This is a genomic window from Bacillus sp. 2205SS5-2, assembly GCF_037024155.1.
GTDB lineage: Bacteria > Bacillota > Bacilli > Bacillales > Bacillaceae_K > Bacillus_CI.
In genome coordinates, this window is the sequence record NZ_JAYKTS010000022.1 from 16,623 (window position 1) to 40,089 (window position 23,467).

Consider the following 23,467-nt stretch of genomic DNA (forward strand, 5'->3'; position numbering starts at 1 on the left):
GTAACTCACTCCACTTTCTCTTCATTGCTGTTTAAATCTAGCACAGTACCTTCAATCGCATTGACATACAAATGTTCGACTCCTACACTTTCATGCTCAACAACGAAATGCCAGGTTGGCGTAAGTACTTGAGATTCAGTCAATTGAACGAGCGTATGATAGCCAATTTCCATATCAACAATCTCACTATCAGGACGCAATTTTCCTTTCGATCGCAATACTTCAATAATATCAATTGCAGGCAAAATATCCTCTTCCTCCGTATAAGATTCTATGGAAGTAAGCATCGTTTGCTCATAAGATACCACTTCAAAGTCGTCATTCAGATAAAAATCAATATGACCGTAACGATTTTTATAGAGTGGCTTATTGTTGTACACCTGAAAATAGGTAATTATTTTATTCGTCTCATCGTAATAACCAAATCGATAGATATTGCCATTAAAGATATATTGATTAATAACCTCAATCATTTTAGTCCTATTAAATTCTTCCCCTAGGGAGTACGGCTCCTTAAGAATCGACTTTATTTTCGTATTATTATTAATGAGACTGATTTCTTGCATTTCTAGCTGAATCAAATCTTCTTCCAAAAATTTTTTTGTTTTAGCCGAAATACGAGGCTCTTTTTTAACCAATTTATCCAAACTACCATAGGTGATATTATCAACGGCTAATTGCTCTTCAATCGTAGGGTCATGCAGGTTTTCATATTGTGCATTTAGTTTTTTGGCTAAGAGTGTAATGAGAAAAATATTTAATACCGTAAATACAATGATAAAAATAGTTTTCGTCCTATTCCAATCCATTTGCCCTTCCTCCTAATTCTTCAATCGATAGCCGATACCATATACCCTTGTATTGATAGTACCAAGATGGCTCTAGAATAATGACATTCGACGTCGAAGGGCTGTCTGGATCTTTATACAAATGATAACCAATCATCAAATCTTGCAATTCTTTGTCATCGATATTTTTACTATCTTGTAAAAAAGCTATAGCACTTTCTCCAGAGACTAGTTGAACCGGTTCTGATCCAAGATCCACGCGTAAATTAATCTCAAAATAAGGTCGGTCGTAAATATAAATATCCTCTATACCCCATCGCTGCGTCATTTCAGCCATATTATTTTCGTTAAATACTGGGTAACCTTGATGAAATAATCGATAGACTATTCGTCTACTACTCGGATTAATCTGAAAATAGCGAAAATCATCTGTCCAACCACCATGAACATTGATAAAATTAATCGATTTCTCTACAAGATCACTACTAAATAGTAATCCATTGGTTTCTTGACTAGGATTCACGTAGCGAAGCATATTAGATACGTACATCACTTCCATAAAGCTTGTTCCATTCGAAAACTCTTCCCCTTGAAAAAGTAAATCCTTTTTAACATTATTAGGATCCGTAAAAAGCGCGTTCTTAAAATTTTCCGGATCAATTTCATCGTATAAATACTTCTGAATCGGTAGTTCCGAAACATTTACCGGAAAATAGATTCGTCGCTCACCATTTATTACTTCAAAGTCATAACGATCATTACCAAATGCATACCGTACGACATTCTGATCAAAATCCGCTAATACATCTGAATTAAAACGAGCCTCATACAGTGTTTGATTACTATAATCAACAAAATATACATTTGCCGTATCAAGATCACTCTTTGACATATCAATGACAATGCGATCAAAATCAAAGGATTGAAACTCAGTATCCTCAAACTTTAGCACATTCTTGTATATTTCTGATGGAACAAGATCTGGAAATATAACCTCAATTTTATCATTACCATGAATTCTTTCTAAAAACGCATTCGTGTTATATTGTTCACTCACATTTCGAACATCATATAAATTCCACTTTTTTAATTCATTAAGTACTTTATCGAGTTCTTCTTCTTCGACAGATCCGTAAGTTGCATTTCGCTTATGATACAAAAGCTTAAATGGCTTAATCAAAGTGTTATAGTCTTTTTGAGCTTCAATAGAAATATTAAAGGTATCATTGCTTTCAATAGGCTGATACGTAGGCTGATAGGTCCAAATTGTATACGTTAAACCCAGACTCATGACTACTAGTATCGTCAATACGGTTGATTTTACAGTTTCATACTTCATATCCAGTCATCCTCTTGCACGTCGGCATACGGAAGGGTGAAGTAAATCTTTGTTCCTTTTCCTTCTTTACTTGTCGCCCAAATATTACCTCCGTGCGCCAAAATCATTTCTTTCGCAATGGCTAATCCTAAACCCGTTCCACCCATTTGACGAGATCGTGCCTTATCTACTCGGTAGAAACGTTCAAATACTTTTTCTACGTTATCTTTTGGAATGCCTAGTCCTTCATCTGACACGCTAATCCGAATTTGACTGTCTTCTTTTTTGACTTTAAATGTGACAGTCCCACCCTCAGGAGAATACTTCAAAGCATTAGAAATAATATTATCAATTACCTGAGTCAACTTATCTGGATCAATTTCTACAAATATTTTTTCAGATGGTAACTCACGAATAAAGACGACATTCTGTTCTTTCGACAATTCAAAACGATCAATAATACGATCGAAAAACTCCACAAAATTTATCCAATCTTGATTTATTCGGTAATCACGACTGTCTAATTTGGATAATTGTAACAGGTCATTGACTAATCTAATCATTCTCTCGGTTTCAGTTTGGGTGACGTCTAGAAATCGCGGCGCAATCTCTGTGTCTCTCCATGCTCCCTCAGCTAATGCCTCTAGATAACTTCGCATAGTCGTAAGTGGCGTTCTTAGCTCATGAGAAACATTGGCAACGAATTCTCTGCGCTCCATATCGATTTTTTCTTGTTCAGTAATATCATGGAGAACGGTAATCAACCCATTAACAAATCCTGTTTCCTTTTGAATAACGGAAAAATTAGCTCGCAGGATGTACGGATGTTCCTCCGTACTATAATCTAAAATCACCGAATCTTGTTCATTTAATAAACCATCAAATGTATATCGTTCATCTAGCCCTAATAATGCCACAATCGACTGCGATAAAACGGCTTCACGCGAAACACTTAACAGTTCTGCCGCAGGATCATTGATTAAAATAACTCGACCTTTTCTATCAGTTGCAATCACACCATCCGTCATATAAGAAAGAACTGAAGATAGCTTTCTTCTTTCCCCTTCAGTGGTGGCTTGTGCCTCTTGGAGTCGTTTCGTTAAACTATTAAACGTAGTCGCTAACTGTCCGATTTCATCATTTCCATACACTTTTACTTTTCGAGAAAAATTCCCTTTTGTCATCGCTTGCGCCTGCTTCTTCATATCCGAGATAGGCTTTGTAATCGTTTGAGCAAGAAAGACACCAATAATCGCCGTCACAACTAGTGAAATCGCTGTTCCTGTTGCAAGAATTTCATTGATTTGACTCATTTGCTTATATACCGTTTCAACCTTAGCAATTAAGTAGATCACACCAATCATTTCTTGGTCGGCAAAAATGGGGGAGGTGTAAACTAGAAGGCGGTCTCCATTTTGTCTATCAATTTTAAAAATGTCGACTTCTTTTTCAATGGCAAGCGTCCGACTGACCTCATCATCTGTCATCCGGAAACCCTCAACTTCCTGGTTTGACGCTGCGATAATTCGCTTACCATTATCCACAATTCGAATTTCTGAGATATCTCCAGCATCAGCAAAATCGTCTAGTACCGCACGAAGATCTTGTTCTAACGATGGTGAATCTTCTTCCCTCGATTTTAACATCTCTTCCCGAATCGTAAATTCAAGATAATTAACACGTTCCGTAATCGATGTTTTAAAATTGGTCAGTAGGTTATCTTCTAACTCCTGTACAAAATACACGCTAATAATTTGCAAGGCTAAGAAAATTAATAATACATATATAAGAACAAACTTTAATTGAATAGAACGAAAAAAACCAACTTTGTTCATTACCTTCTACTCCTGTTCTGGGTTGCGTAAATAATAGCCTACTCCTCTTCTAGTGACAATCCACATTGGATGACTTGGATTGTCTTCTATTTTTTCGCGTAATCGACGAACGGTTACATCGACTGTACGAACATCGCCGTAATAATCATATCCCCATACGGTTTGTAGTAAATGCTCTCGAGTCATCACCTGGCCAATATGTTTCGCTAAATAATGAAGCAATTCAAATTCTCTATGAGTCAGTTCAATCGTCTCGCCCCGTTTTGAAACAACATAGGCATCTGGATGAATAATTAACGATCCTACGGCAATTTCATTCCCTTTTTCTTCTTCTATTTGTTGCTCAGCAAGACGTTGATGGCGTCGCAAATTCGCTTTAACCCTAGCAATTAATTCCCTTGTACTAAAAGGTTTTGTTACATAATCATCGGCTCCAAGTTCGAGCCCCAACACTTTATCAATTTCAGAGTCTTTAGCCGTTAGCATAATAATCGGCATATCATTTTTTTTCCGAACTTCTCGACAAACCTCCATACCATCACGGTTTGGAAGCATAATATCTAATAAGATCAGGTCTGGCTTTATTTCTTCTACCATCGTGACGGCTTCATCCCCGTCATAAGCACAGTGGACCTCATAACCTTCTTTTTGAAGATTAAATTGAAGAATATCTGCAATTGGCTTTTCGTCATCTACAACTAATATTTTCTTATCCATTCATCCCACTCCTCTTCTCTCTACTAGTATTCTCAACTACTTTGTTTCATTGCTAAACCTTTTCTTTTAAACCATTGTATAATTTAACAGGTGATGTAGTGGTTGAAGACAATCCATCCACTGATCGAAGTATCACTTTATGTTCTTTCTCTCAATTGTTCAATAAATCTGCTTTCTACTAATTTATCATGTAACCTACATGTTTTCATCTTTTTCCATTTTAACAGCGAAAAATCACTGTTTTTATAACATTTCTTCGGAAATACTTTAGAAATTCCCTCTATATGAAATAAAATGCCTCAAGCTTAGCGCTAGAGGCATTTTATTATTTAGACTACTTTCTCACAGATTATAGCTTTATTTCGTTCATCATTTCGTCTATTTTTAATGGAAATCAACAGGGGAATGGGCCATTTAATCAAAAATCAGATGAAATAGCCGCAATGTATACGAAAAGAGCCTAATAAAAAGCTATAAACTTATTGAAAACTGCCTTATTATAGATAGTCTTTCGGGTTGACTAACACACCATTTTTATATACTTCAATATGAAGATGAACACCAGTTGATTGACCTGTGGCTCCCATTAAACCAAGAGAAGACCCTTGAGCAACAGTTTGACCTGAAGAAACATGTATCGCACTTAGGTGAGCATACACTGTCACAAATCCATTTTGATGATCTACAACTACTTTGTTACCGTAGCCGCCACTATCCCATCCAGCAGACGTGACAACCCCGTTATCAACCGTTTTAATCGTTAAATTACTCGGTCTCGCAATGTCCATGCCCTTGTGTACTGATCCCCATCGTGGTCCCATATGACTAGAAACATAGCCACCGTTTGTCGGCCATACAAAATTTCCAGATCCTCGCGAAGGAACAACCTTTGTTCCTTTGATGACAATATAATCAACAGGCTCTGACACTATTTGCTCCTTGGTTATTTCCTTTGCCGTTTGGATTCCGTTAATACTGGTCACTCCGTAAGTGACCGATTTCTCTCCATCTTTTCCTTCTTGTTTCACTTTCGTGTCGCCTTTCCACATCGATTCATCTTCTATTACTTCTTTTTCATATGGAATGGTTTCAATGTTTTTCATTTCCTTCGTTATGGCTAATGAAATAAACGGCTGATGAACCGTAACATTTATAGTATCATCTAGCTGTAAAACCGAATCCTCTGTGAGATCTGGATTTATAGATAGTAATTCCGCAGTTGAAAGATCATGTTCATTTGCAATCGAACCAAGAACATCTCCCGCTTGAACTTGATACTTTTTCTCTTCTAACGTTCCTTTTGTTAGAAACGCAACTGCTTCTTCTACAGATAGAATTTTAGCAGGATCAATGTTTGTTTCAGTGTGTGTAACTTTTTTACTAAAAGAAATATCGATAATTCTTGTTTCATCTTCCGTTAATTCGGGTAGAGGAGAAGAAGATTGAGATTCTTGCTCCCATTGACTTAGTTCATCTTCTGACACATAAAGCAATTTAATGTTTTTTAAGACTTGGTCAGCTTCTTCACTACTTTCAACGTAGGCAACCGTTTTCTCATCAATTTGAATACCAATAGCCTCTGATTGAATCACAATTGATTCTGAAATTTTTCGTAAGACAGAAGCATTATTTATATTTTTCGTAAACACTTGTTCAGGTATGTATGTTAATTCTTCTGCTATTTTTACCGTTTCAACATCATACTTTTTAGCTTGCTCTTCCATTTTAGTATCAATCAACTCTTCAGCCATCGATTGATCAGATACAACACCTAAATATTGATCACTGAAGTAGACGTGGTAGACCGTTTCAAAAGTAGAAGAATTACCATTTGTTGCAGCTACTGAATGAAACGTCAAAGTAGATACTGCTAATGCAGTAATAATTGATTTTTTTACGAGACTTGTATTTAGTTTGGATAATTTGGCGTTCATGATCGAGATTTTCTCTTTCCACATTACGTTATTTCCCCCTAAACGGACAAGAACATCTTCTCTATATCTAAAGTTCTAGTATTCTATAATAATATATTTTTTGCTCTATAAATTTAACACAGTCTAGGTGGTAAAGTGTTATATTTCAACAAGATGTAACATAAATGTATAATAACTGACATTTAATAACTTATATCAACGTTTTTTGGAAATTTAGACAAATAAAAAAAGCACTACGAGAGCTAATATCATCGCAGTACTTTTTAGGAAGTGGCTCGGGACGGAATCGAACCGCCGACACATGGATTTTCAGTCCATTGCTCTACCAACTGAGCTACCGAGCCATAATATGTAATGTTTCAAAAAAAATAATTGTCCATCATCCAGCTCTCAGGATGGATACTCTAGATGCTTCTCGAGCTGTACGCTTGAAGTTAAATCGTTGGGAGCATATTCTTTCGTGCTCTACCAACTGAGCTACCGAGCCATAATAGTTTCGGCTTTCGCTAATCTTTGAATCTCTTCGTCAACTCAATCGTTCATATCCTCAAGCACCCTAGTGCACTCCGGTGTTCTCTCAATCGTTTCTTTGATCTTCTTGCTTATCGAAATCCTCTCATTTTATATGAGATTGGACTTTCAATAAATATAATATGAAGTGATGTTTTGAATTCTACTCTTTATGTCGATTGATGTCAACTAAATCATGAAATCCATAAGTTTATGTATAAAAGATGGCGGTCCGGACGGGACTCGAACCCGCGACCTCCTGCGTGACAGGCAGGCATTCTAACCAACTGAACTACCGGACCAAATTTTTTTCGCGAAGCGAAAATAAATGTCATTACCTCGCGAAGCGAAAATAAATGTCATTACCTCGCGAAGCGAAAATAAATGTCATTACCCCGCGAAGCGAAAATAAATATCCTTACCTAGAAAAACAAATAATCTAATGACCCGTACGGGAATCGAACCCGTGATACCGCCGTGAAAGGGCGGTGTCTTAACCGCTTGACCAACGGGCCTTGCTAAAAGTGAGCCATGAAGGATTCGAACCTTCGACCCTCTGATTAAAAGTCAGATGCTCTACCAACTGAGCTAATGGCTCTCGATATGAGGTATAGAATGATAGTTTATCTATTTTTAAAACGGCATCTACGACGTTCTGCTTTCATATTGCCTATTCTAAATGTAGCTCAAGCTGTATGCTAGAAGATTATGTGCTGAAGAAATGTGTCCTCAGCTCAGGAAGTCTATTCAAGTTGTGGCTCGCTGAGTACAACTCGTAGTTCATACCTTGAAGCTTTGCTCGTTATTCTACCAACTGAGCTAATGGATCCAGCTAATTTTTTAATATTTATTGTGTTTCAGCAACGTTTTTTATATTAACACAATACAATTAAGCATGGCAATACTTTTTTTAAATATTTGTCGAAAAAGGTAAAATCTTCTCACTTACTTTTGCAATTTTTTTTGTGATAGGTGCTCTATGCTATCCAGTTCCATACTTAACTACTTATTTTATCTAACTCTTTGCCTCGATTATCTTTTAGTACAATCACCTTATCTTCATATTGATATATTAATTTTTCCACTTCTTTTTTTCTTTCCTTTTCAAAATCAATCGTCCACTTGAACATCTTCACAAGCATTTGGAAGGAGGGGTGGTAATTAGCCTTTTCTAAACGAAGAATTTGCTTCACAAACCGTTTGATAATACGAAACACTCTTATAGTTACGTGGACATTTAAAAATATGATTCGATCGGCACGATCAAGGCTTGGTTTAACCCAATCGTGGTGAGCTCCTTCTACAATCCATTCGTCCGTTGCAACAATTTCATTTAACTGTTGATCTCTTTCTCTTTCTGTATTTCGAATATCACCACCAATTTTACTTCTTTTCCAAACCATATTATCTAACTCATAATAAGGAGTCCCGAGCGTAGAAGCAAGTGTTTTTGCCAAAGTCGTTTTCCCACTACCTACTGACCCGATAATATGAATCTTTTGCTTTCTCAATTAATTCACCACTTTCGACAATTTACTCCCTATTCCTTTGGTACTACTCTAAAAATTCAACACTGTAAAAGGCTATTTTACAAAGTTTGTTGCTATTCGAACCAGTTTATTAACGGTGATCTAGTTTTGCTTCTGGTCATCTTTTCGTCTATTTTTGATGGAAATCGACAGTGAATTGGTAGGTTTAATCAAAAATCAGATAAACTAACCACCAAGTAGACGAAAAGAGCCTAATATAAGGCTGTTTTCGTAAAGGTTGTGGCTTTTCGAATAGGAATATATCCCCTGATTTGTATGACTTCGTGCTCTTTTCCTAATAAAAACTTCTTCCATTTCTAGATAAAAAGTAAGAAATCAGTCAAAAAAACTTACTGCCTGTTTTTTCTTTATTCCGATAGCAACAAAGTAGACGAAAAGAGCCTAATAAAAAGAAACAGACCTTGCTTTAGTCCGTTTCCATTAATACGCCTGTTAATACGTTAAGCTTGCCGCAACAATAATTCCTACGACGATTCCGGCAGCAAATAAACTAAATCCGACAGCAATATTTCCTTCTTCTACTTTTTTTGCTAAATGTGTTTTAGGGGTTAGGAGATATTCAATGATATAATACGCAACTACTTGAGCAATAATCCCAATTATCCCCCAAATAAACGCATCTAAAAGATTCACACTTCCTGCCCAAACAGTATAAATGATAATCGCAAGTCCAATTGTTTTCCCCCATAATTTTAAAGCAACAGCAAGATTCCCCTCTTTTATCAGCTGTCTTTCTGAAAAGCTTGTTGTAAATGAAAAGACTAGTAGACCTAATAAAATAAGGCCAAATCCTGTTCCAAGATGGGCTAAAAAGTTTAAAAATGCTTCAAATGAAATATAGGTCATGTTAATCTCCTTTCGTCTTGAATTCCTATCGGCAAGAAATAGGAATGATTATCCGTAATAAGTCCTCCCGCGCGTATACCAATCGCCATGGGCATATTGTGCACATAAAAGCATCCATATAATAGATGTACTTTCTTTTTTCCTTTGGCTGTTTGAATCGTATATTGAGGAAGATTTGCAAATTTTTGAAAGACAGAGAGGGCGGAAGTATAGGTTTTTTGCTTATCTTCCACTACTTTTTTTCCATTCTCATTAAATATTACGATAGAGTCTCCTTCTCTTCCGAAAGCGGGTTTGCGCACGAATTGTTCTTTTTTCACTAAAAAAGGTTCTTCCTCTAAATAAGTTGGCAAAAAATAGTCCTGAATCCAACCGTGTTCTTCCAATGAAAAAAAAGCTTGTTTTTCTTGATGAAGTCCCCAAATCACAGCTTGAACAGCTTTTGATTGCAAGAGAAAGGCAGAGGGCGGATTTAATAGGATAAGCATTTCTTCTTCCACTAAACGTAGAAGTTTAACACCTACCCTTTCTTTTGTTGTTACTTCTCGGTCGTCTATCAGATGCTCAATTGGATACGTTGGTCGATATAAGACATCAATCCGCTCGCCATCTGGCGTATATGCTCCTCTCTTTAAAACCAATTTGCCATTGTCGACAATATCCTCAGCTAAGACTTTTAACTTAGAGAGGGGAATAAAGTGAGAAGGAAGGTCACATAATTCTTGTAAGTATTTCGTTGTGTAATAATCTTCAGGATGATCCTCATGAGAAGTAAAAACAATTATGGGAGAGAGAGTTTCCGTCCGTTGACAAGCCTCCAATATTCCCCTTTGCAGAGATTTCATAAGTAACTGTTCTAATCCCTCATTTGCATCTCTTTCCTTAAAATAAGCAGAGACACGTCCATTTACATGAAAGGTTTCTTTCATAAAAGTGGGGGTATCCGTATTAAATTCTAGTAGCTTGATATCATTCTCTGTAACAACAAAATCCATTCTTCCAATTAAGGTCATTAACTGACTTGTGTTCAAACGGACATAGGGGATCGCTTCCTCTGGTATACCTAGTTGAAGAAGGGAATCGTCCTCCATATTCTGTAGTAAAGGAAGGGTTTTTCGATAAATCTGTCCCACTCTTTTGGACGCAGTACGGATTTGTCGTATCCGCTCCTCTGTCTCTAGCTTGATATCTAATAAGGAGTATTCTTCACCAAATAAATCCGGCCAAAAATCTGGAATGGTTAAAAAAAATTTTGTTCTTTCGCTAACCACCAAAACCACCCTTTGTTCCACTTCCAATTCCAGATTGATAACTTTTACTATAGGACTTGTAAGCTGATGATTTTTTTAGGCTAGATTTGTTTTTAAAAAGTTTACCCGCATAATAATAACCAAGATAATGAGCAGAAGAATCATCATCGCAATAATACGTTCCGGTTTCTTCATCCCAGTCCCAATCATCACAATCTGTTCCGGTCGGCTCAGGTGGAAGGTCTGATCCACAAGCTGCTAAGGATACCGTCATAGCGGCAACGACACCTGACATCAATTTTTTGGTTTTTTTCACAATTCTGTCCTCCTTTTCAGATTGATTGGATTTACCTGACCAAATCCCCTTTATACTGAGGCCTCTTTTAGTTAGTGTCTACAGTTTTTTAGGTTAGTGAAAATCCTGTAGGCTTCATATAAAGCACATATGTCCTACGATCCTCGTCAATTTCAGCAGAATCACGTTCCCATTCCATGTTCTCAAGATAATGATAGACCGTCCCTATTACATGAAGAATTTCTAGGTGCCATGAATGCACTTCTTTTTTAATTAAGGGATGATCTTTTCGGTTATTTAGCTCACGATACTCTAAAAAAATCCCTTCTTCTGTTCCTACATTTTCAAATGGATCTTCTTCATATTTTTTCACATAAATAATCGTAATATCATCTTCTATAGCAGAAGATATTTGCTGATAGGTTATACCTTCTTTAATGAAAAATTCACATTCTCTTCTTGCTAAGATTTGCTCTAACTCAATCTGCTCATAATGATAGAGAGGTTCAAAATTTTCATGACTTTTCATTAGACGATACTCAAGAATGGGTCGTTTCATTTGCCACTCCTTTCATTTTTTACGATTCATATTCTGTTTATTTTCTTATTATATACGATTTCTCTGGAAAGAAGTTTCAAGTTTTAGGTAAAATAGAGAGGCAGGGCAGAAAGGAGGAACGTCTTTGAATTTTTTATTACGATTTTGGAAACATCTTGCCAAAGTAGAATTTAGTGTCGCACTCCTATTATCGATCCTTGTCGTCGTTTTTGGCACTCTGACGATCCACTGGGTGGAACCAGAAACCTTTCCAACTTTATTTGATAGTCTGTGGTGGACGATGACGACCCTTACAACCGTTGGCTATGGTGATTATTATCCAACAACGATAATTGGACGCTGGTTAGGCATGTTTTTATTTATTTTTGGAATTGGTGTTTTAGGTCTTCTGATTGGGAAAAACGTCGACGCGATTTACACATTTCGACGGTTGAAAATGGAGGGGAAAATCGTGTATAAGCAAAGCAATCACTATATTTACATAGGCTGGTCTAAAAAAACAGAACAAGCAATCAATGAAATTTTTGCTCATGAACCACATGCTGAAATTGTTCTCATTGAAACACTAAAAGAAACGCCCATGGATCATGATCAAGTTCACTACATTCAAGGAGAACCATCTGACGAGAATACGCTGATGAAAGCGAATATCACTAAATCTAAACGAGTGGCTATTTTTGCGGATGGAAATATTAAGGATCCGATGTTAGCGGATGGCAGAACACTTCTCATCGCCTCAGCTGTTGAATCGATTTCCGTTAAATACCAGAAAAATATTCATACAGTTGTTGAAATCAATGAAGAGAAGCATATTAGTGCGTTTAATCATATCAATGTAGATGATTTTATTATGTCTAATGATGGCGTTTCGCTCTTAATGGCCAAAGCTACGCTACATCCAGGTGCCACTTTGATATTTCGTCAGCTTCTTAGTAAAAAATTCGGCAATAACATTCACGAAATAAAGCCTATATCCTCCTGGAAAACCTATCAAGAAGCAGCCATGTTTTTATTTCAACAAGGAGCGGCCCTTATCGCGGTAAACGATGAAATGGATTTTACTTCTGCCTCAGATAAACCTTTATCGCTACAAGATACTCTCTTTATTGTGTGTAACGATAACACGTATGAGCGAATTAAAAAAGCAAAAAAAAGCGCAAACAACTAAGTTGTTTGCGTTTTTTTGTCTTTTTTTAGTTGGCTCTTTTCGTATACATTGTGGCTAGTTCATCATATTTTTAATTAAATCTTTCATTTCCCTGTTGATTTCCAGCAAAAATAAACGGATTCGATAAGCCACAAACTTTGCGAAAACAGTCTTTTAGTTTGAACTCCAAACACTTCTTACCACATTTGTTTGTGAACGATCTGGACCTACTGAGAATATCGAAAGTGGAATACCAGTTAATTGTGAAACACGTTCTAAATAGTGACGTGCATTCTCAGGTAACTCATGTAAATTTTCACAAGAAGTAATATCCTCAGTCCAACCAGGAAGCTCTTCATAAACTGGCTCACATTGCGCAAGAATATTTAGGTTTGCTGGGAACTCATCGATTACTTTGCCCTGGTATCGGTAAGCAACACATATTTTCAATGTTTCAATTCCAGTTAATACATCAATCGAATTCAATGAAAGGTCGGTTAGCCCACTAACTCGACGAGCATGTCGAACGACCACTGAATCAAACCATCCTACACGACGTGGGCGACCGGTTGTTGTGCCATACTCACGACCGACTTCACGAATCTTATGACCAATTTCATTATCAAGCTCTGTCGGGAATGGGCCATCACCAACACGAGTTGTATAGGCTTTAGAAACACCGACCACATGATTAATTTTCGTTGGACCCACACCAGAACCAATTGTGACTCCACCTGCGACAGGATTTGAAGAGGTGACGAACGGGTATGTTCCTTGGTCAATATCCAACATCACACCTTGTGCTCCCTCAAATAAAACTCGACGTCCTTCATCTAAAGCATCATTTAACACAACTGATGTATCTACAACTTGAGGTGCAATCTGTTGACCATATTCGTAATATTCATCTAGAATTTCATCCATTGTAAAACCGGTTGTATCGTAAAAACGCTCTAACAAACGATTTTTTTCTTCTAAGTTCCGCGCCAGTTTTTCTTCGAAGGATTGACGATCTAGTAGATCAGCAATTCGAATCCCTACTCTTGCGGCTTTATCCATATACGCAGGACCAATTCCTTTTTTAGTTGTGCCAATTTTATTTGCTCCTTTACGTTCTTCTTCCACTTCATCAAGTTTTAAATGGTATGGAAGAATAACATGAGCTCGATTGCTAATTCGTAAGTTCTTGGTCGAGATATTACGATCATGTAAATATTTTAATTCTTTTACTAGCGCCTTCGGATCAACAACCATACCGTTGCCGATCACAGATGTTTTGTCTTTATAGAATATACCTGAAGGGATGAGATGTAGTTTATATGTTTCACCGTCAAACTTGATTGTATGACCAGCATTATTTCCACCTTGATATCTTGCGATGACTTCTGCATTTTCAGAGAGAAAGTCCGTAATTTTTCCTTTTCCTTCATCTCCCCATTGTGTTCCAACAACTACTACTGATGACATATGTAAGCACCTCCGAATGGTCCTTTTCACCATTTTTTTCAAACAAGTTCATTTTAACAGTGATAACTTGAGAAAGTCAACTTAAACACGAACATTATTTATTTTTTGAAACTTTTTGTTCGTTAAGTATATCCTATTATAACCAATATTTTTGTTGAAAATTATTTCCATATACATTTTTGCAAATGAATTTACTTTTAAGTGGGCTCCTTTGGCAAATTTCAGCTGGAATCCTCCATTTTGCTGTGATTCCCCTCAAAAATAGACGAAAAAATGCCCTGAAATAAATCTATTTCACCGTAGTCTGGCTCGAAAAGCAACAAACTTTAGGAAAACAGTCTGATTAAAGGGAACCAAATAGAAAGATAAGGGTCTGGCTCTGATAGGTCCTTTTTAGCACCCTTCAAACAATCTCCTCTTAAAGGGATATTTTAACCACCATTCTCCCTTCCTCTATTGGCTACCGTTCATACCTCACATCATTTATATTCGTAATGAACTAAAAATTCGAAATACGCCTAGATCTAGACATAATAACACTTACTAAATTACCCTTTCTTCTCAAGGAAAAAAGAGACCGATTATATCGGTCTCTTTTACTATGCCCCAGGAGGAGTTCCTGCATCATCAAATCTTCGTTCTAAATTGACAAATTTATTGTATTCTTTTACAAACGCAAGCGAAACCGTTCCCACAGGACCATTCCTTTGCTTGGCAATGATAATTTCAATGATATTTTTTGCTTCTGATTCTTTATCATAATAGTCATCTCGATACAAAAAAGCCACGATATCCGCATCTTGCTCTATACTACCTGATTCTCGGATATCCGACATCATTGGTCGTTTATCTTGACGTTGTTCTACTCCACGAGATAGCTGAGAAAGCGCAATAACCGGCACCTTCAATTCACGCGCTAATGATTTTAATTCCCGCGAGATTTCAGATACTTCTTGTTGGCGGTTTTCTCCTGAACGTCCTGATCCTTGAATTAATTGTAAGTAATCAATTAAAATCATCCCGAGACCTGCTTCCTGTGCAAGGCGGCGACATTTCGAACGAATTTCATTAATTCGAATTCCTGGCGTATCATCAATATATATACCAGAATTAGATAGACTCCCCATAGCCATCGTCAGTTTGCGCCAATCTTCATCATTAAGAGCGCCAGTACGTAACCTTTGGGCGTCTATATTCCCTTCAGCACACAACATACGCATAGCGAGTTGTTCTGCTCCCATCTCTAAACTAAAAATTGCCACATTCTCGTCAGACTTTGTTGCCACATTCTGAGCAATATTTAAAGCAAAGGCTGTTTTACCAACAGAAGGTCGAGCCCCGACAATAATTAAATCATTGCGCTGAAACCCAGCAGTCATCTGATCCAATTCAAGAAACCCTGTCGGAATACCGGTTACATCTCCAACTCGGTTATGCAAGGTTTCGATATTATCATACGTTCTCACTAAGACGTCTTTTATGTCATGAAATGCTCCTGCATTTTTGCGCTGAGCGACTTCCATAATATTTTTTTCAGCTTCACTTAATAAGCTTTCAACCTCATCTTCGCGTGAAAAGCCATCTTGAGCGATATTTGTTGCCGTTCGAATTAAGCGACGTAAAAGCGATTTTTCTTCTACAATTCGTGCATAGTATTCAATATTTGCGGCTGTCGGAACTGATCCAGCAAGCTCACTTAAATAACTTACGCCCCCAACATCCTCAAGCTCTTTTATAGTAGATAACGATTCTGTAACAGTAATTAAATCGACTGCTTTTCCCACATCATTTAATTTTAGCATCTCCGCAAAAATCTTTTGATGGGACGCACGGTAAAAGTCCTCTGGCAGAAGCATTTCTGAGGCAAGGATTAAGGATTGAGGTTCAAGAAAAATAGCCCCCAACACCGCTTGTTCAGCTTCGATATTCTGTGGTGGCACACGATCAGAAAATAACTCATTCATCTATAGTAACCTCCTCTTATTGAAGAAGAAATTCGATTCTTTTTCATAGAAAAAATGTGACCTATAGAAGATCACATTTCTCATCAGGTACTCTATTGTACCATGTTCTTGCCAAAATAGATTTGGAAAATTTAACTTTCTTCCGTAACATGTACCTTCAACGTGGCTGTTACAGATGAATACAACTTAACCGGAACATTCGTATATCCTAGAGAACGAATTGCATCTTCAAGCTCCATTTTACGCTTATCAATTTTAATTTTGTGTTCTTTTTGAAGTCTTTCAGCAATCTGTTTTGTCGTAATGGAACCGAATAAACGACCACTTTCACCTGATTTTGTTTTAATTTCAACAGTCAATTTTTCAAGTGTCTCTTTTAATTGTTTTGCTTCTTCTAGTTCTTCTTGTTCTTTCTTCTTACGTAAGTTTTTTTGGCCTTCTAACTTACTGATGGCAGCATTTGTAGCTTCTGCTGCTAATCCTTGTTTCAATAAAAAATTATGCGCGTAACCATCCGCAACATTTTTCACTTCTCCTTTTTTCCCTTTACCTTTTACATCTTTCAAGAAAATAACTTTCATTATTCATTTCTCCCTTCAAAATATTCGTTAATGGCTTGCAGAAGTAACTTTTCCGCTTGATTTACTGTCATATCATCTAGTTGTGTTGCAGCATTGGTTAAATGGCCACCGCCATTTAAACTTTCCATGACAATTTGGACATTTATATCTCCTAATGAGCGAGCACTAATACCCATAACTTCTTCGCCGCGCTTTCCAATCACGAAGGAAGCAATAACTTCATCCATCGTCAATAATGTATCTGCGGCTTGTGCGATAAGAACGGGGTCGTACAATAAATCGTCATTTCCTTTGGCAATGGCGATACCTTCATACGGAAAATTTACTGTCTCGATGATTTTTGACCGAGCAATATATGTATCAACATCTTCTTTTAGGAATTTCTGCACTAAAACTGTATCCGCTCCCTGTGCACGCAAATAGGAGGCTGCATCAAACGTCCGGGAACCTGTACGTAAGGTAAAACTTTTGGTATCCACAATAATTCCTGCCAACAAAGACGTCGCTTCGAGCATATTGATTTTTTCATGCTTTGGTTGATATTCTAATAGTTCGGTTACAAGTTCAGCTGTCGATGAAGCGTAGGGCTCCATATACACAAGCAACGGATTTTTAATAAAATCTTCCCCGCGACGATGATGATCAATGATAATTTTCTTTTCGACACGATTTAACAGCTTTTCATCAATAACAAGGGATGGTTTATGCGTATCGACTATTACCAATAATGTGTTTTCCGTTGCCATTTCTAACGCTTCTTCTGATGAAATAAAGCGTGAATACAGCTCTGGATATGCTCTTACTTCCTCTATAAGCCTTCTTACCCCATTATCAATATCAGTGCTATTAATAACTACATAACCCTCACGTTGATTAAGCTGTGCCACCTTACGAATCCCTATAGAGGCTCCAATTGCATCCATATCCGGATGTTTATGACCCATCACGATGACTTTATCACTCTCGATAATCAATTCCTTTAGTGCGTGGGAAATCACTCGTGCTCTTACCCTAGTTCGCTTTTCCATCGGATTCGTTTTACCACCAAAAAACTTTACTTTTCCATTTGCTTGCTTAATCGCAACTTGGTCGCCACCGCGTCCTAGTGCGAGGTCTAGACTAGATTGTGCGAGGGTTCCTAGCTCTGGTAAAGAGGAAACGGCTGTTCCAATCCCGATACTTAACGTTAGTGGCACATGTTGCTTCGAGGTTTCTTCTCGAATTTCATCTAAAATCGCGAATTTTTCTTCTTCTAATGTATTTAAAATCTGCTCATTAAATACACCAATAAACCGCTCTTGTGAAATACGTTTTAGAAATACACCGGAATTCTTCGCCCATTTATTTAGAAGTGAGGTCACAAGACTATTCATGCTACTTCGGGTTTGGTCATCCATTCCTTGGGTCAATTCATCATAATTATCCAGAAAGATGATCGAAATAACTGTACGATCGTTTTGGTAGCGCTCTGAAATTTCAGTTTGCTCTGTTATATCGAAAAAGTATAACAGTTTTTCTTCTAGTTTAAAAATGACATTGTACTTACGTTTGTTTAAAGTAATCGTTTCGGATTCAACCTCTTGTTTAATTAATGGTACCAATTCCTCAGCCACATCATAAAGGGAACGTCCCACAACGGAGTTCTCATGAAAGCAGGCCGCAACAAAAGGGTTTGTCCACTCGATAAAATACTCATCACTTATTAGCATAATACCAATCGGCATTTCCATTAGTGCTTCTTCACCGACACGTTTTACTCGATAAGAAAGCGTAGAGATATACTCTTCAGTCGCTCGATAATCATTTCTCTCTACAAATAAGATCAGAAAAAACACGGCACTATAAATAATTAATCCTACGGCTGCTAACCACCAATTGTAAAATACCACAACCAATAGTAGAAAAGCGGTAATCATCATCAATCCATAAATAGGATAGCGAATAATACGCTTCTTAAAATGCAATAACATTCTTTCAGCTCCTAAAACTTATACTTTTACAGCAAAGGCTAAAATCATTTTTGTTGAAGGCGCTGTCTTAAATTAAAACCTAAATCAATTATACCTAATAAACGAATAATATAAAGCAATGGAGCAAAGATTAGCACAAAAATTGTCAAAGTAATTGGAACGGCTTTGGGCCACTTTTGAAGACTACTCCAAAAATAAATGAATGAGAACCCTTGAAGTAAAAATAAGAACTGTAGAATAAAAGATACATTCATAAATGCCATATAGCTGAAACTTCCCTTCTCAAATGGAATAAGAAGGCTGACAATTAGGGTGATTAAATAATACCATAAGATACTTTTTGGTAGCACCATCTCGCGGAAAGGTTGAAATTTTGGCACATTTACCCCTAAACGTCTAGCGATTGGAAAGTTTATCAACATTGAAAGAAATACGGACATCACCGACACAAGGACGAAAATGCTCGGAATTAAAGTGCTCGTTAAAGAAACCATTTCGTTCATTTTTTCGACTACTTTTTCATCTGGAGTTTGACCAATCATTTCCATAAACTTGATGGACTGTTGAATGGATTCACTTAGCAAAGCAAATAGTTCGGTAACAAAATTCATCTCTAAAAACAATACAGAAATGACGTATTGAGAACTAAAGATGATTAAAAATAACACGGTAGAGCTCAATAAAATCATAATTTTCGGTTGCTTTAATTGAATTTGCCAGCCCATCAGTATTCCAATAAACGCAGCAAAAATAGCAACGGGTAATGCTAAGATATTCCCAATAATAAGGGCGAGTCCAATTGAAGCAGCCAAGAGCATTAAACTATATTTTAGTGGATATTTACTGCTATAAAGAATAAACGGTAAAACCATAAACAAGCTAGTAATCGCTCCTAATATTGGAATATACAAAGTTATAAACAGAAGAATTACAAAAGCAGCAATTAAAATAGCACCCTCAGTAATTCCTTTCGTTTTATACAACAAGAACCACTCTCTTTCTAATCAATATGTTTCCATTTTAGACCTGAATCCTCTAGGCTTCAAGTCACTTAGATGGTTTTCTATAAATAGAAAAGGATGTCAGTTGACACCCTCTTTAAACTATCATGATTAAGGTAAGATTGAAAGAAGAATAGCTTTATACAAGGATTGTGGATTTTCAAATAAGAATAAAACCTTCGACTTGTATGACTACAATCTCTTTTCATCACGAAATAGGGACTAATTCAAAAAGCCACAATCTTTGCGATAACAGCCTTTCCTATTGAAAAACTCTTCATTTCTAGATGAAAAGCAGGAAATCAATCAAGAAAACCTTACTGCCTGTTTTATCTTTGTAACAAGAGCAACAAAGCATACGAAAGGAACCAATTCACTTTTTTCCAGCCCTACTGTAATTTAAACCGCTCAATCGCTTTCTTTAACAGTTGGCTCAATTCAGTTAAATCTTCGGCTGAAGAAGTAACAGTTCCAATCGCTTTTACTTGTTCTGTTGTAGAAGCACTCATTTGTTCACAAGATGCTGCTGTCTCTTCTGCAAGAGCGGCCATCGTTTGAACGATAGCTATTACTTCACTTTTTTGTTCTGCTACTTGTTCAATTTCACTATCCATTTGCAAAACAGACGCTTCAATTTCCAAAATAAATGACGATATTTTTTCAAAAACTTGATTAGTTCCTTCTACAACTCCGAATTGTTCCTCAAAAATCTCTTTCGTATCATCCATTTTCGTTACAGCTAAGTTTGAGCCTTTTTGTATTTGTGATATCGTAATTTTCACCTCTTCCGTTGCTGCAACGGTTTGTTCTGCAAGCTTTCTGACTTCATCCGCTACAACAGCAAATCCTTTCCCATGTTCACCTGCTCGTGCTGCTTCAATACTAGCGTTTAGAGCTAACAAGTTGGTCTGTGTAGAGATGTCTGTAATGGTTTTAATGACATGCTCAATAGATGTCACTTTCTCAGCTAACTCTTTAATAACACCAAACATATCTCCAATCAAATTTTGTGAAGAGTGATAGGAATCTTGAAGCATATTCATTTGCTCCCTCCCTATTTGATTCGTTTTTTCTGCGTTTGCTGCAACCAAGGACATATTACGTGCCTTCAATGAGAGCTCATTAATTTGCTCGCTTAATCGAAGGGATTGCTGATTGGTCAGCTCAGCGTCTTCAGCAGACTTAGATGCCCCTGCTGCAATTTCAATGACCGCTTGAGCCATTTCCTCACTAGAGGCATTCGTTTCCTCTGATATCCCACTTAAATTTTCAGCTGAATTTCTCACATCATTTACAGATGTATTAACAAGTTGCAATACCTCTTCCATATTGTCTACCATATGATTAAAACTAGAAGAAAGAAGACCGATTTCATCCTTTGATTTCACCAAGACTCTTTCGGTTAAATCTCCCGACGCTACCTGGTTAACAGAATTCTTCAAGCGGGTGAGAGGCTTTGTTAAGGTTCGAGACACAAGTACGACGATTCCAATTGACCCAACCAAAGTGACTAACGAAATCCAGAGAATAGACTGAACTATTTCATCAGCTACAGCTTTCAAGTCCTCCATTGAATAGGAAGCTCCTACTTTCCAACCGGTTCCTGGAATCGTATCAAACACCATTAATTTCTGGTCTCCTTCAAGTGTGTAATTCATTTTCCCAGCTAACCCTTCAGACTTATACAGATTTTGGATAAAAGAGTGAGTAGTTAAATCTTCTCCCTGACTGGTAGGATGAATAATAGCAATGCCCGTTTCTGAAAGCATAAAAGGAAACCCTTGAAATCCAATGTCCGTGGCTGATATTTTTTCTGTAAGCTTGGATAGACTAATATCTATTCCAACAACTCCAACAACATTTCCATTCACTGTTATCGCTTTTGAAGCGGTCAAAATATATTCTTGTTTTTTCTCATGGTAATAAGGCTCACCCCAAACCACTCGAATTTTTGCTTTCTCTGCATTAACATACCAAGCAGATTTAGTTTGATCTTCACTCATATTTACTTTAGGTACGCTATTTATTTTATTATTTGGTGTCACAACGTAGATATGAAGCGCTTCTTCATATAAATCTAAGTAGTTTTCAAAATCGCCATTAATCTTAGCCAATTCTTCAACATAAGAATTTCCTCGGACGTTCTCATCTGCTTGAATTTGAGCAAACGCTTTCACAGTATCCGTATAAACAAACTGATCTAATCCATGTTCATACTGCTTCAGAAACAGCTGGATGTTTTGACTAAGCTGCCCTACAAGAGTTTCTGCTTGCTGTACCGCATTTTTCTCCGTTTTCACCTTTGTTTGCCACCCCGCAAAAGTGATAATTGCTCCGATTGCTACAATAAATACTAACGAAATAAGTGCTATTAATTTTATTTTTATTGATTTAAACACATTTTTTCCCCTTCCTTAAGTGAAACACTAGGTTGCTAGAACTAAACAAAAAGCCATTTTACTTTCAAAAAAGCCATCTCGATCAAGAGATAGCCACTACTTTTATAAAAATAGCAGCCCGACGATCATAGGTTTACCTTTAGACTCGTAGCTTTGCGTCCCACCTTTTCAAGTAGTTTGCCTTATGTAATTTGTATTAGGTCAATTTTATCATAAATCACAAATAATTTTGGTAGAATTTGATAGAAATTATGACTACTTTATTACGAAATTGCAGTTTGCAGGATATATATTGATATTTTTTAAAAGATATTTTTCCGTAGACATGTGGCTATTTCATTCGATTTTCTAATAAAACTTCCATCTCACAGATGATTTACAACATATTAAATGAAATGATGTTCAAAACAAAGCTATATCATAGCTTAAATATTGACACAAAAATGCACAAAATTTGTGAAAACAGCCTTATAAAAAAACACAAAAAAGAGTAGCGACTGAATTCGCTACTCTTTTAAAATAATACTTATTCACCAGTTACGTATGGTAAAAGTGCCATTGTACGCGCACGTTTAATTGCGCGAGTAAGTCTACGTTGATACTTAGCATTCGTACCAGTTACACGACGTGGAAGAATTTTTCCACGTTCAGAGATAAATTTCTTTAGAAGATCTACGTCTTTATAATCGATGTGAATAATTCCATTAGCTGTGAAATAACACACCTTACGACGCTTACGTCCGCCTCTGCGAGCTCCTGCCATGTGAATAACCTCCTTTACTTTTTAGAAATCAATCAACTATCATAAACTTAGAATGGAAGATCGTCATCTGAAATATCAATCGGTTGACCATCATTTGCAAACGGATCTTCATCTACGCGTGTATAGCTTTGATTGTTGTTGCGGTCTGGTTGTTGATTCTGATTCTGATTCTGTTTAAATGGATTTTCTTGTCTACCGCCACCATAAGAAGAATTACTTCCTCCACGTTGCTCAGTATTTCCACCCGCATTTTTTGGTTCAAGAAACTGAACGCTTTCAGCTACAATCTCCGTAACATAAACACGTTTGCCATCTTGTCCTTCATAATTACGAGTTTGAACACGTCCATCTACACCAGCTAAACTTCCTTTTTTCAAGAAATTAGCTACGTTTTCTGCTGGCTTACGCCAAACGACACAGTTAATAAAATCTGCCTCACGTTGACCTGCTTGGTTCGTGAAAGAACGGTTTACCGCCAAAGTAAATGTAGCGACTGCTGCTCCACTTGGAGTATAGCGTAATTCTGGATCCTTCGTTAACCGACCTACTAAAACGACTCGATTCATCATCAGA

At 36.9% G+C, this 23,467-nt stretch carries 19 protein-coding genes, 4 tRNA genes, 1 pseudogene and 1 riboswitch; of the genes and pseudogenes, 1 reads left to right on the forward strand and 23 read right to left on the reverse strand.

From position 1 onward, the window contains the following. Positions 1 to 5 precede the first annotated feature (5 nt). From U8D43_RS14455 to U8D43_RS14520, 14 genes are all read right to left on the reverse strand, one after another. Entirely contained in the window at positions 6 to 809 is an 804-nt protein-coding gene (locus tag U8D43_RS14455; protein WP_335871889.1) for a two-component system regulatory protein YycI, read from the reverse strand. Beyond that, on the reverse strand, positions 796 to 2,127 hold the full coding sequence (locus U8D43_RS14460) for a YycH family regulatory protein (RefSeq protein WP_335871890.1): 1,332 nt from the start codon (positions 2,125 to 2,127) through the stop codon (positions 796 to 798). Before U8D43_RS14460 ends, U8D43_RS14455 begins: the two co-directional genes overlap by 14 nt. Then, the gene (walK, locus tag U8D43_RS14465; protein WP_335871891.1) at positions 2,124 to 3,941 is read right to left on the reverse strand and encodes a cell wall metabolism sensor histidine kinase WalK; all 1,818 of its coding nucleotides are present in this window, start codon (positions 3,939 to 3,941) and stop codon (positions 2,124 to 2,126) included. Before walK ends, U8D43_RS14460 begins: the two co-directional genes overlap by 4 nt. 6 nt (positions 3,942 to 3,947) lie before the next feature. Continuing rightward, positions 3,948 to 4,658 carry a response regulator YycF gene (yycF, locus tag U8D43_RS14470; RefSeq protein WP_335871892.1) on the reverse strand — a complete coding sequence of 237 codons (711 nt, stop codon included), beginning with the start codon at positions 4,656 to 4,658 and terminating at the stop codon, positions 3,948 to 3,950. 497 nt (positions 4,659 to 5,155) lie between these two features. Then, positions 5,156 to 6,616 (reverse strand): peptidoglycan DD-metalloendopeptidase family protein, encoded by a 1,461-nt coding sequence (locus U8D43_RS14475; RefSeq protein ID WP_335871893.1) that lies wholly within the window; start codon positions 6,614 to 6,616, stop codon positions 5,156 to 5,158. A 247-nt stretch (positions 6,617 to 6,863) separates the two neighbouring features. Next, positions 6,864 to 6,936, reverse strand: a tRNA-Phe gene (locus U8D43_RS14480). A 391-nt stretch (positions 6,937 to 7,327) separates the two neighbouring features. Then, positions 7,328 to 7,404: transfer RNA gene (locus U8D43_RS14485), tRNA-Asp, on the reverse strand. 141 nt (positions 7,405 to 7,545) lie between these two features. After that, a tRNA-Glu gene (locus tag U8D43_RS14490) sits at positions 7,546 to 7,617 on the reverse strand. A gap of 10 nt (positions 7,618 to 7,627) precedes the next feature. After that, positions 7,628 to 7,700 (reverse strand) — tRNA-Lys (locus U8D43_RS14495). A 400-nt stretch (positions 7,701 to 8,100) separates the two neighbouring features. Further along, positions 8,101 to 8,613: a P-loop NTPase family protein gene (locus U8D43_RS14500; protein ID WP_335871894.1), complete on the reverse strand. Its 513-nt coding sequence runs from the start codon at positions 8,611 to 8,613 to the stop codon at positions 8,101 to 8,103. Positions 8,614 to 9,084: 471 nt separating this feature from the next. Then, entirely contained in the window at positions 9,085 to 9,498 is a 414-nt protein-coding gene (locus U8D43_RS14505; protein ID WP_335871895.1) for a DUF350 domain-containing protein, read from the reverse strand. Beyond that, positions 9,495 to 10,769 (reverse strand): glutathionylspermidine synthase family protein, encoded by a 1,275-nt coding sequence (locus tag U8D43_RS14510; protein WP_335871896.1) that lies wholly within the window; start codon positions 10,767 to 10,769, stop codon positions 9,495 to 9,497. The genes U8D43_RS14505 and U8D43_RS14510 overlap by 4 nt, the downstream gene beginning before the upstream one ends. Continuing rightward, positions 10,762 to 11,064, reverse strand: coding sequence for a hypothetical protein (locus U8D43_RS14515; RefSeq protein WP_335871897.1), 303 nt, complete (start codon positions 11,062 to 11,064; stop codon positions 10,762 to 10,764). Before U8D43_RS14515 ends, U8D43_RS14510 begins: the two co-directional genes overlap by 8 nt. 88 nt (positions 11,065 to 11,152) lie before the next feature. Continuing rightward, positions 11,153 to 11,602, reverse strand: a complete 450-nt coding sequence (locus U8D43_RS14520; RefSeq protein ID WP_335871898.1) for a hypothetical protein — start codon at positions 11,600 to 11,602, stop codon at positions 11,153 to 11,155. 124 nt (positions 11,603 to 11,726) lie between these two features. Between U8D43_RS14520 and U8D43_RS14525 the strand changes: the two genes are divergently transcribed. After that, the gene (locus U8D43_RS14525) at positions 11,727 to 12,770 is read left to right on the forward strand and encodes an ion channel (RefSeq protein WP_335871899.1); all 1,044 of its coding nucleotides are present in this window, start codon (positions 11,727 to 11,729) and stop codon (positions 12,768 to 12,770) included. A 153-nt stretch (positions 12,771 to 12,923) separates the two neighbouring features. Here the strand turns inward: U8D43_RS14525 and U8D43_RS14530 are convergent, their stop codons facing one another. From U8D43_RS14530 to ssb, 9 genes and pseudogenes are all read right to left on the reverse strand, one after another. Beyond that, a complete protein-coding gene (locus tag U8D43_RS14530) occupies positions 12,924 to 14,216 on the reverse strand; it encodes an adenylosuccinate synthase (RefSeq protein ID WP_335871900.1) in 1,293 nt (430 codons plus the stop codon). 599 nt (positions 14,217 to 14,815) lie between these two features. Beyond that, the gene (gene dnaB / locus U8D43_RS14535) at positions 14,816 to 16,180 is read right to left on the reverse strand and encodes a replicative DNA helicase (protein ID WP_335871901.1); all 1,365 of its coding nucleotides are present in this window, start codon (positions 16,178 to 16,180) and stop codon (positions 14,816 to 14,818) included. A 131-nt stretch (positions 16,181 to 16,311) separates the two neighbouring features. After that, the gene (gene rplI, locus U8D43_RS14540; RefSeq protein ID WP_335871902.1) at positions 16,312 to 16,761 is read right to left on the reverse strand and encodes a 50S ribosomal protein L9; all 450 of its coding nucleotides are present in this window, start codon (positions 16,759 to 16,761) and stop codon (positions 16,312 to 16,314) included. Then, on the reverse strand, positions 16,761 to 18,731 hold the full coding sequence (locus U8D43_RS14545) for a DHH family phosphoesterase (protein WP_335871903.1): 1,971 nt from the start codon (positions 18,729 to 18,731) through the stop codon (positions 16,761 to 16,763). Before U8D43_RS14545 ends, rplI begins: the two co-directional genes overlap by 1 nt. A 44-nt stretch (positions 18,732 to 18,775) precedes the next feature. Further along, positions 18,776 to 19,717, reverse strand: coding sequence for a YybS family protein (locus U8D43_RS14550; protein ID WP_335871904.1), 942 nt, complete (start codon positions 19,715 to 19,717; stop codon positions 18,776 to 18,778). 404 nt (positions 19,718 to 20,121) lie between these two features. Next, entirely contained in the window at positions 20,122 to 21,072 is a 951-nt protein-coding gene (locus U8D43_RS21060) for a methyl-accepting chemotaxis protein (RefSeq protein WP_442893614.1), read from the reverse strand. Next, positions 21,067 to 22,131 (reverse strand): annotated as a pseudogene (locus U8D43_RS21065) (HAMP domain-containing protein); the annotation flags it as partial. The pseudogene U8D43_RS21065 and the gene U8D43_RS21060, both read right to left, overlap by 6 nt. Positions 22,132 to 22,240: 109 nt before the next feature. Then, positions 22,241 to 22,323: riboswitch (cyclic di-GMP riboswitch) on the reverse strand. 334 nt (positions 22,324 to 22,657) lie between these two features. After that, the gene (gene rpsR, locus U8D43_RS14560; protein ID WP_335871906.1) at positions 22,658 to 22,894 is read right to left on the reverse strand and encodes a 30S ribosomal protein S18; all 237 of its coding nucleotides are present in this window, start codon (positions 22,892 to 22,894) and stop codon (positions 22,658 to 22,660) included. 47 nt (positions 22,895 to 22,941) lie between these two features. After that, complete coding sequence (gene ssb / locus U8D43_RS14565; RefSeq protein ID WP_335871907.1) at positions 22,942 to 23,463, reverse strand: single-stranded DNA-binding protein; 522 nt, start codon at positions 23,461 to 23,463, stop codon at positions 22,942 to 22,944. Positions 23,464 to 23,467: the final 4 nt, after the last annotated feature.

Coding starts and splice junctions, on each gene's coding strand:
- U8D43_RS14455 (WP_335871889.1), bottom strand. CDS start 809: ATGGATTGGAATAGGACGAAAACTATTTTTATCATTGTATTTACGGTA.
- U8D43_RS14460 (WP_335871890.1), bottom strand. CDS start 2,127: ATGAAGTATGAAACTGTAAAATCAACCGTATTGACGATACTAGTAGTC.
- walK (WP_335871891.1), bottom strand. CDS start 3,941: ATGAACAAAGTTGGTTTTTTTCGTTCTATTCAATTAAAGTTTGTTCTT.
- yycF (WP_335871892.1), bottom strand. CDS start 4,658: ATGGATAAGAAAATATTAGTTGTAGATGACGAAAAGCCAATTGCAGAT.
- U8D43_RS14475 (WP_335871893.1), bottom strand. CDS start 6,616: ATGTGGAAAGAGAAAATCTCGATCATGAACGCCAAATTATCCAAACTA.
- U8D43_RS14505 (WP_335871895.1), bottom strand. CDS start 9,498: ATGACCTATATTTCATTTGAAGCATTTTTAAACTTTTTAGCCCATCTT.
- U8D43_RS14520 (WP_335871898.1), bottom strand. CDS start 11,602: ATGAAACGACCCATTCTTGAGTATCGTCTAATGAAAAGTCATGAAAAT.
- U8D43_RS14530 (WP_335871900.1), bottom strand. CDS start 14,216: ATGTCATCAGTAGTAGTTGTTGGAACACAATGGGGAGATGAAGGAAAA.
- dnaB (WP_335871901.1), bottom strand. CDS start 16,180: ATGAATGAGTTATTTTCTGATCGTGTGCCACCACAGAATATCGAAGCT.
- rplI (WP_335871902.1), bottom strand. CDS start 16,761: ATGAAAGTTATTTTCTTGAAAGATGTAAAAGGTAAAGGGAAAAAAGGA.
- U8D43_RS14545 (WP_335871903.1), bottom strand. CDS start 18,731: ATGTTATTGCATTTTAAGAAGCGTATTATTCGCTATCCTATTTATGGA.
- U8D43_RS21060 (WP_442893614.1), bottom strand. CDS start 21,072: ATGGTAGACAATATGGAAGAGGTATTGCAACTTGTTAATACATCTGTA.
- rpsR (WP_335871906.1), bottom strand. CDS start 22,894: ATGGCAGGAGCTCGCAGAGGCGGACGTAAGCGTCGTAAGGTGTGTTAT.
- ssb (WP_335871907.1), bottom strand. CDS start 23,463: ATGATGAATCGAGTCGTTTTAGTAGGTCGGTTAACGAAGGATCCAGAA.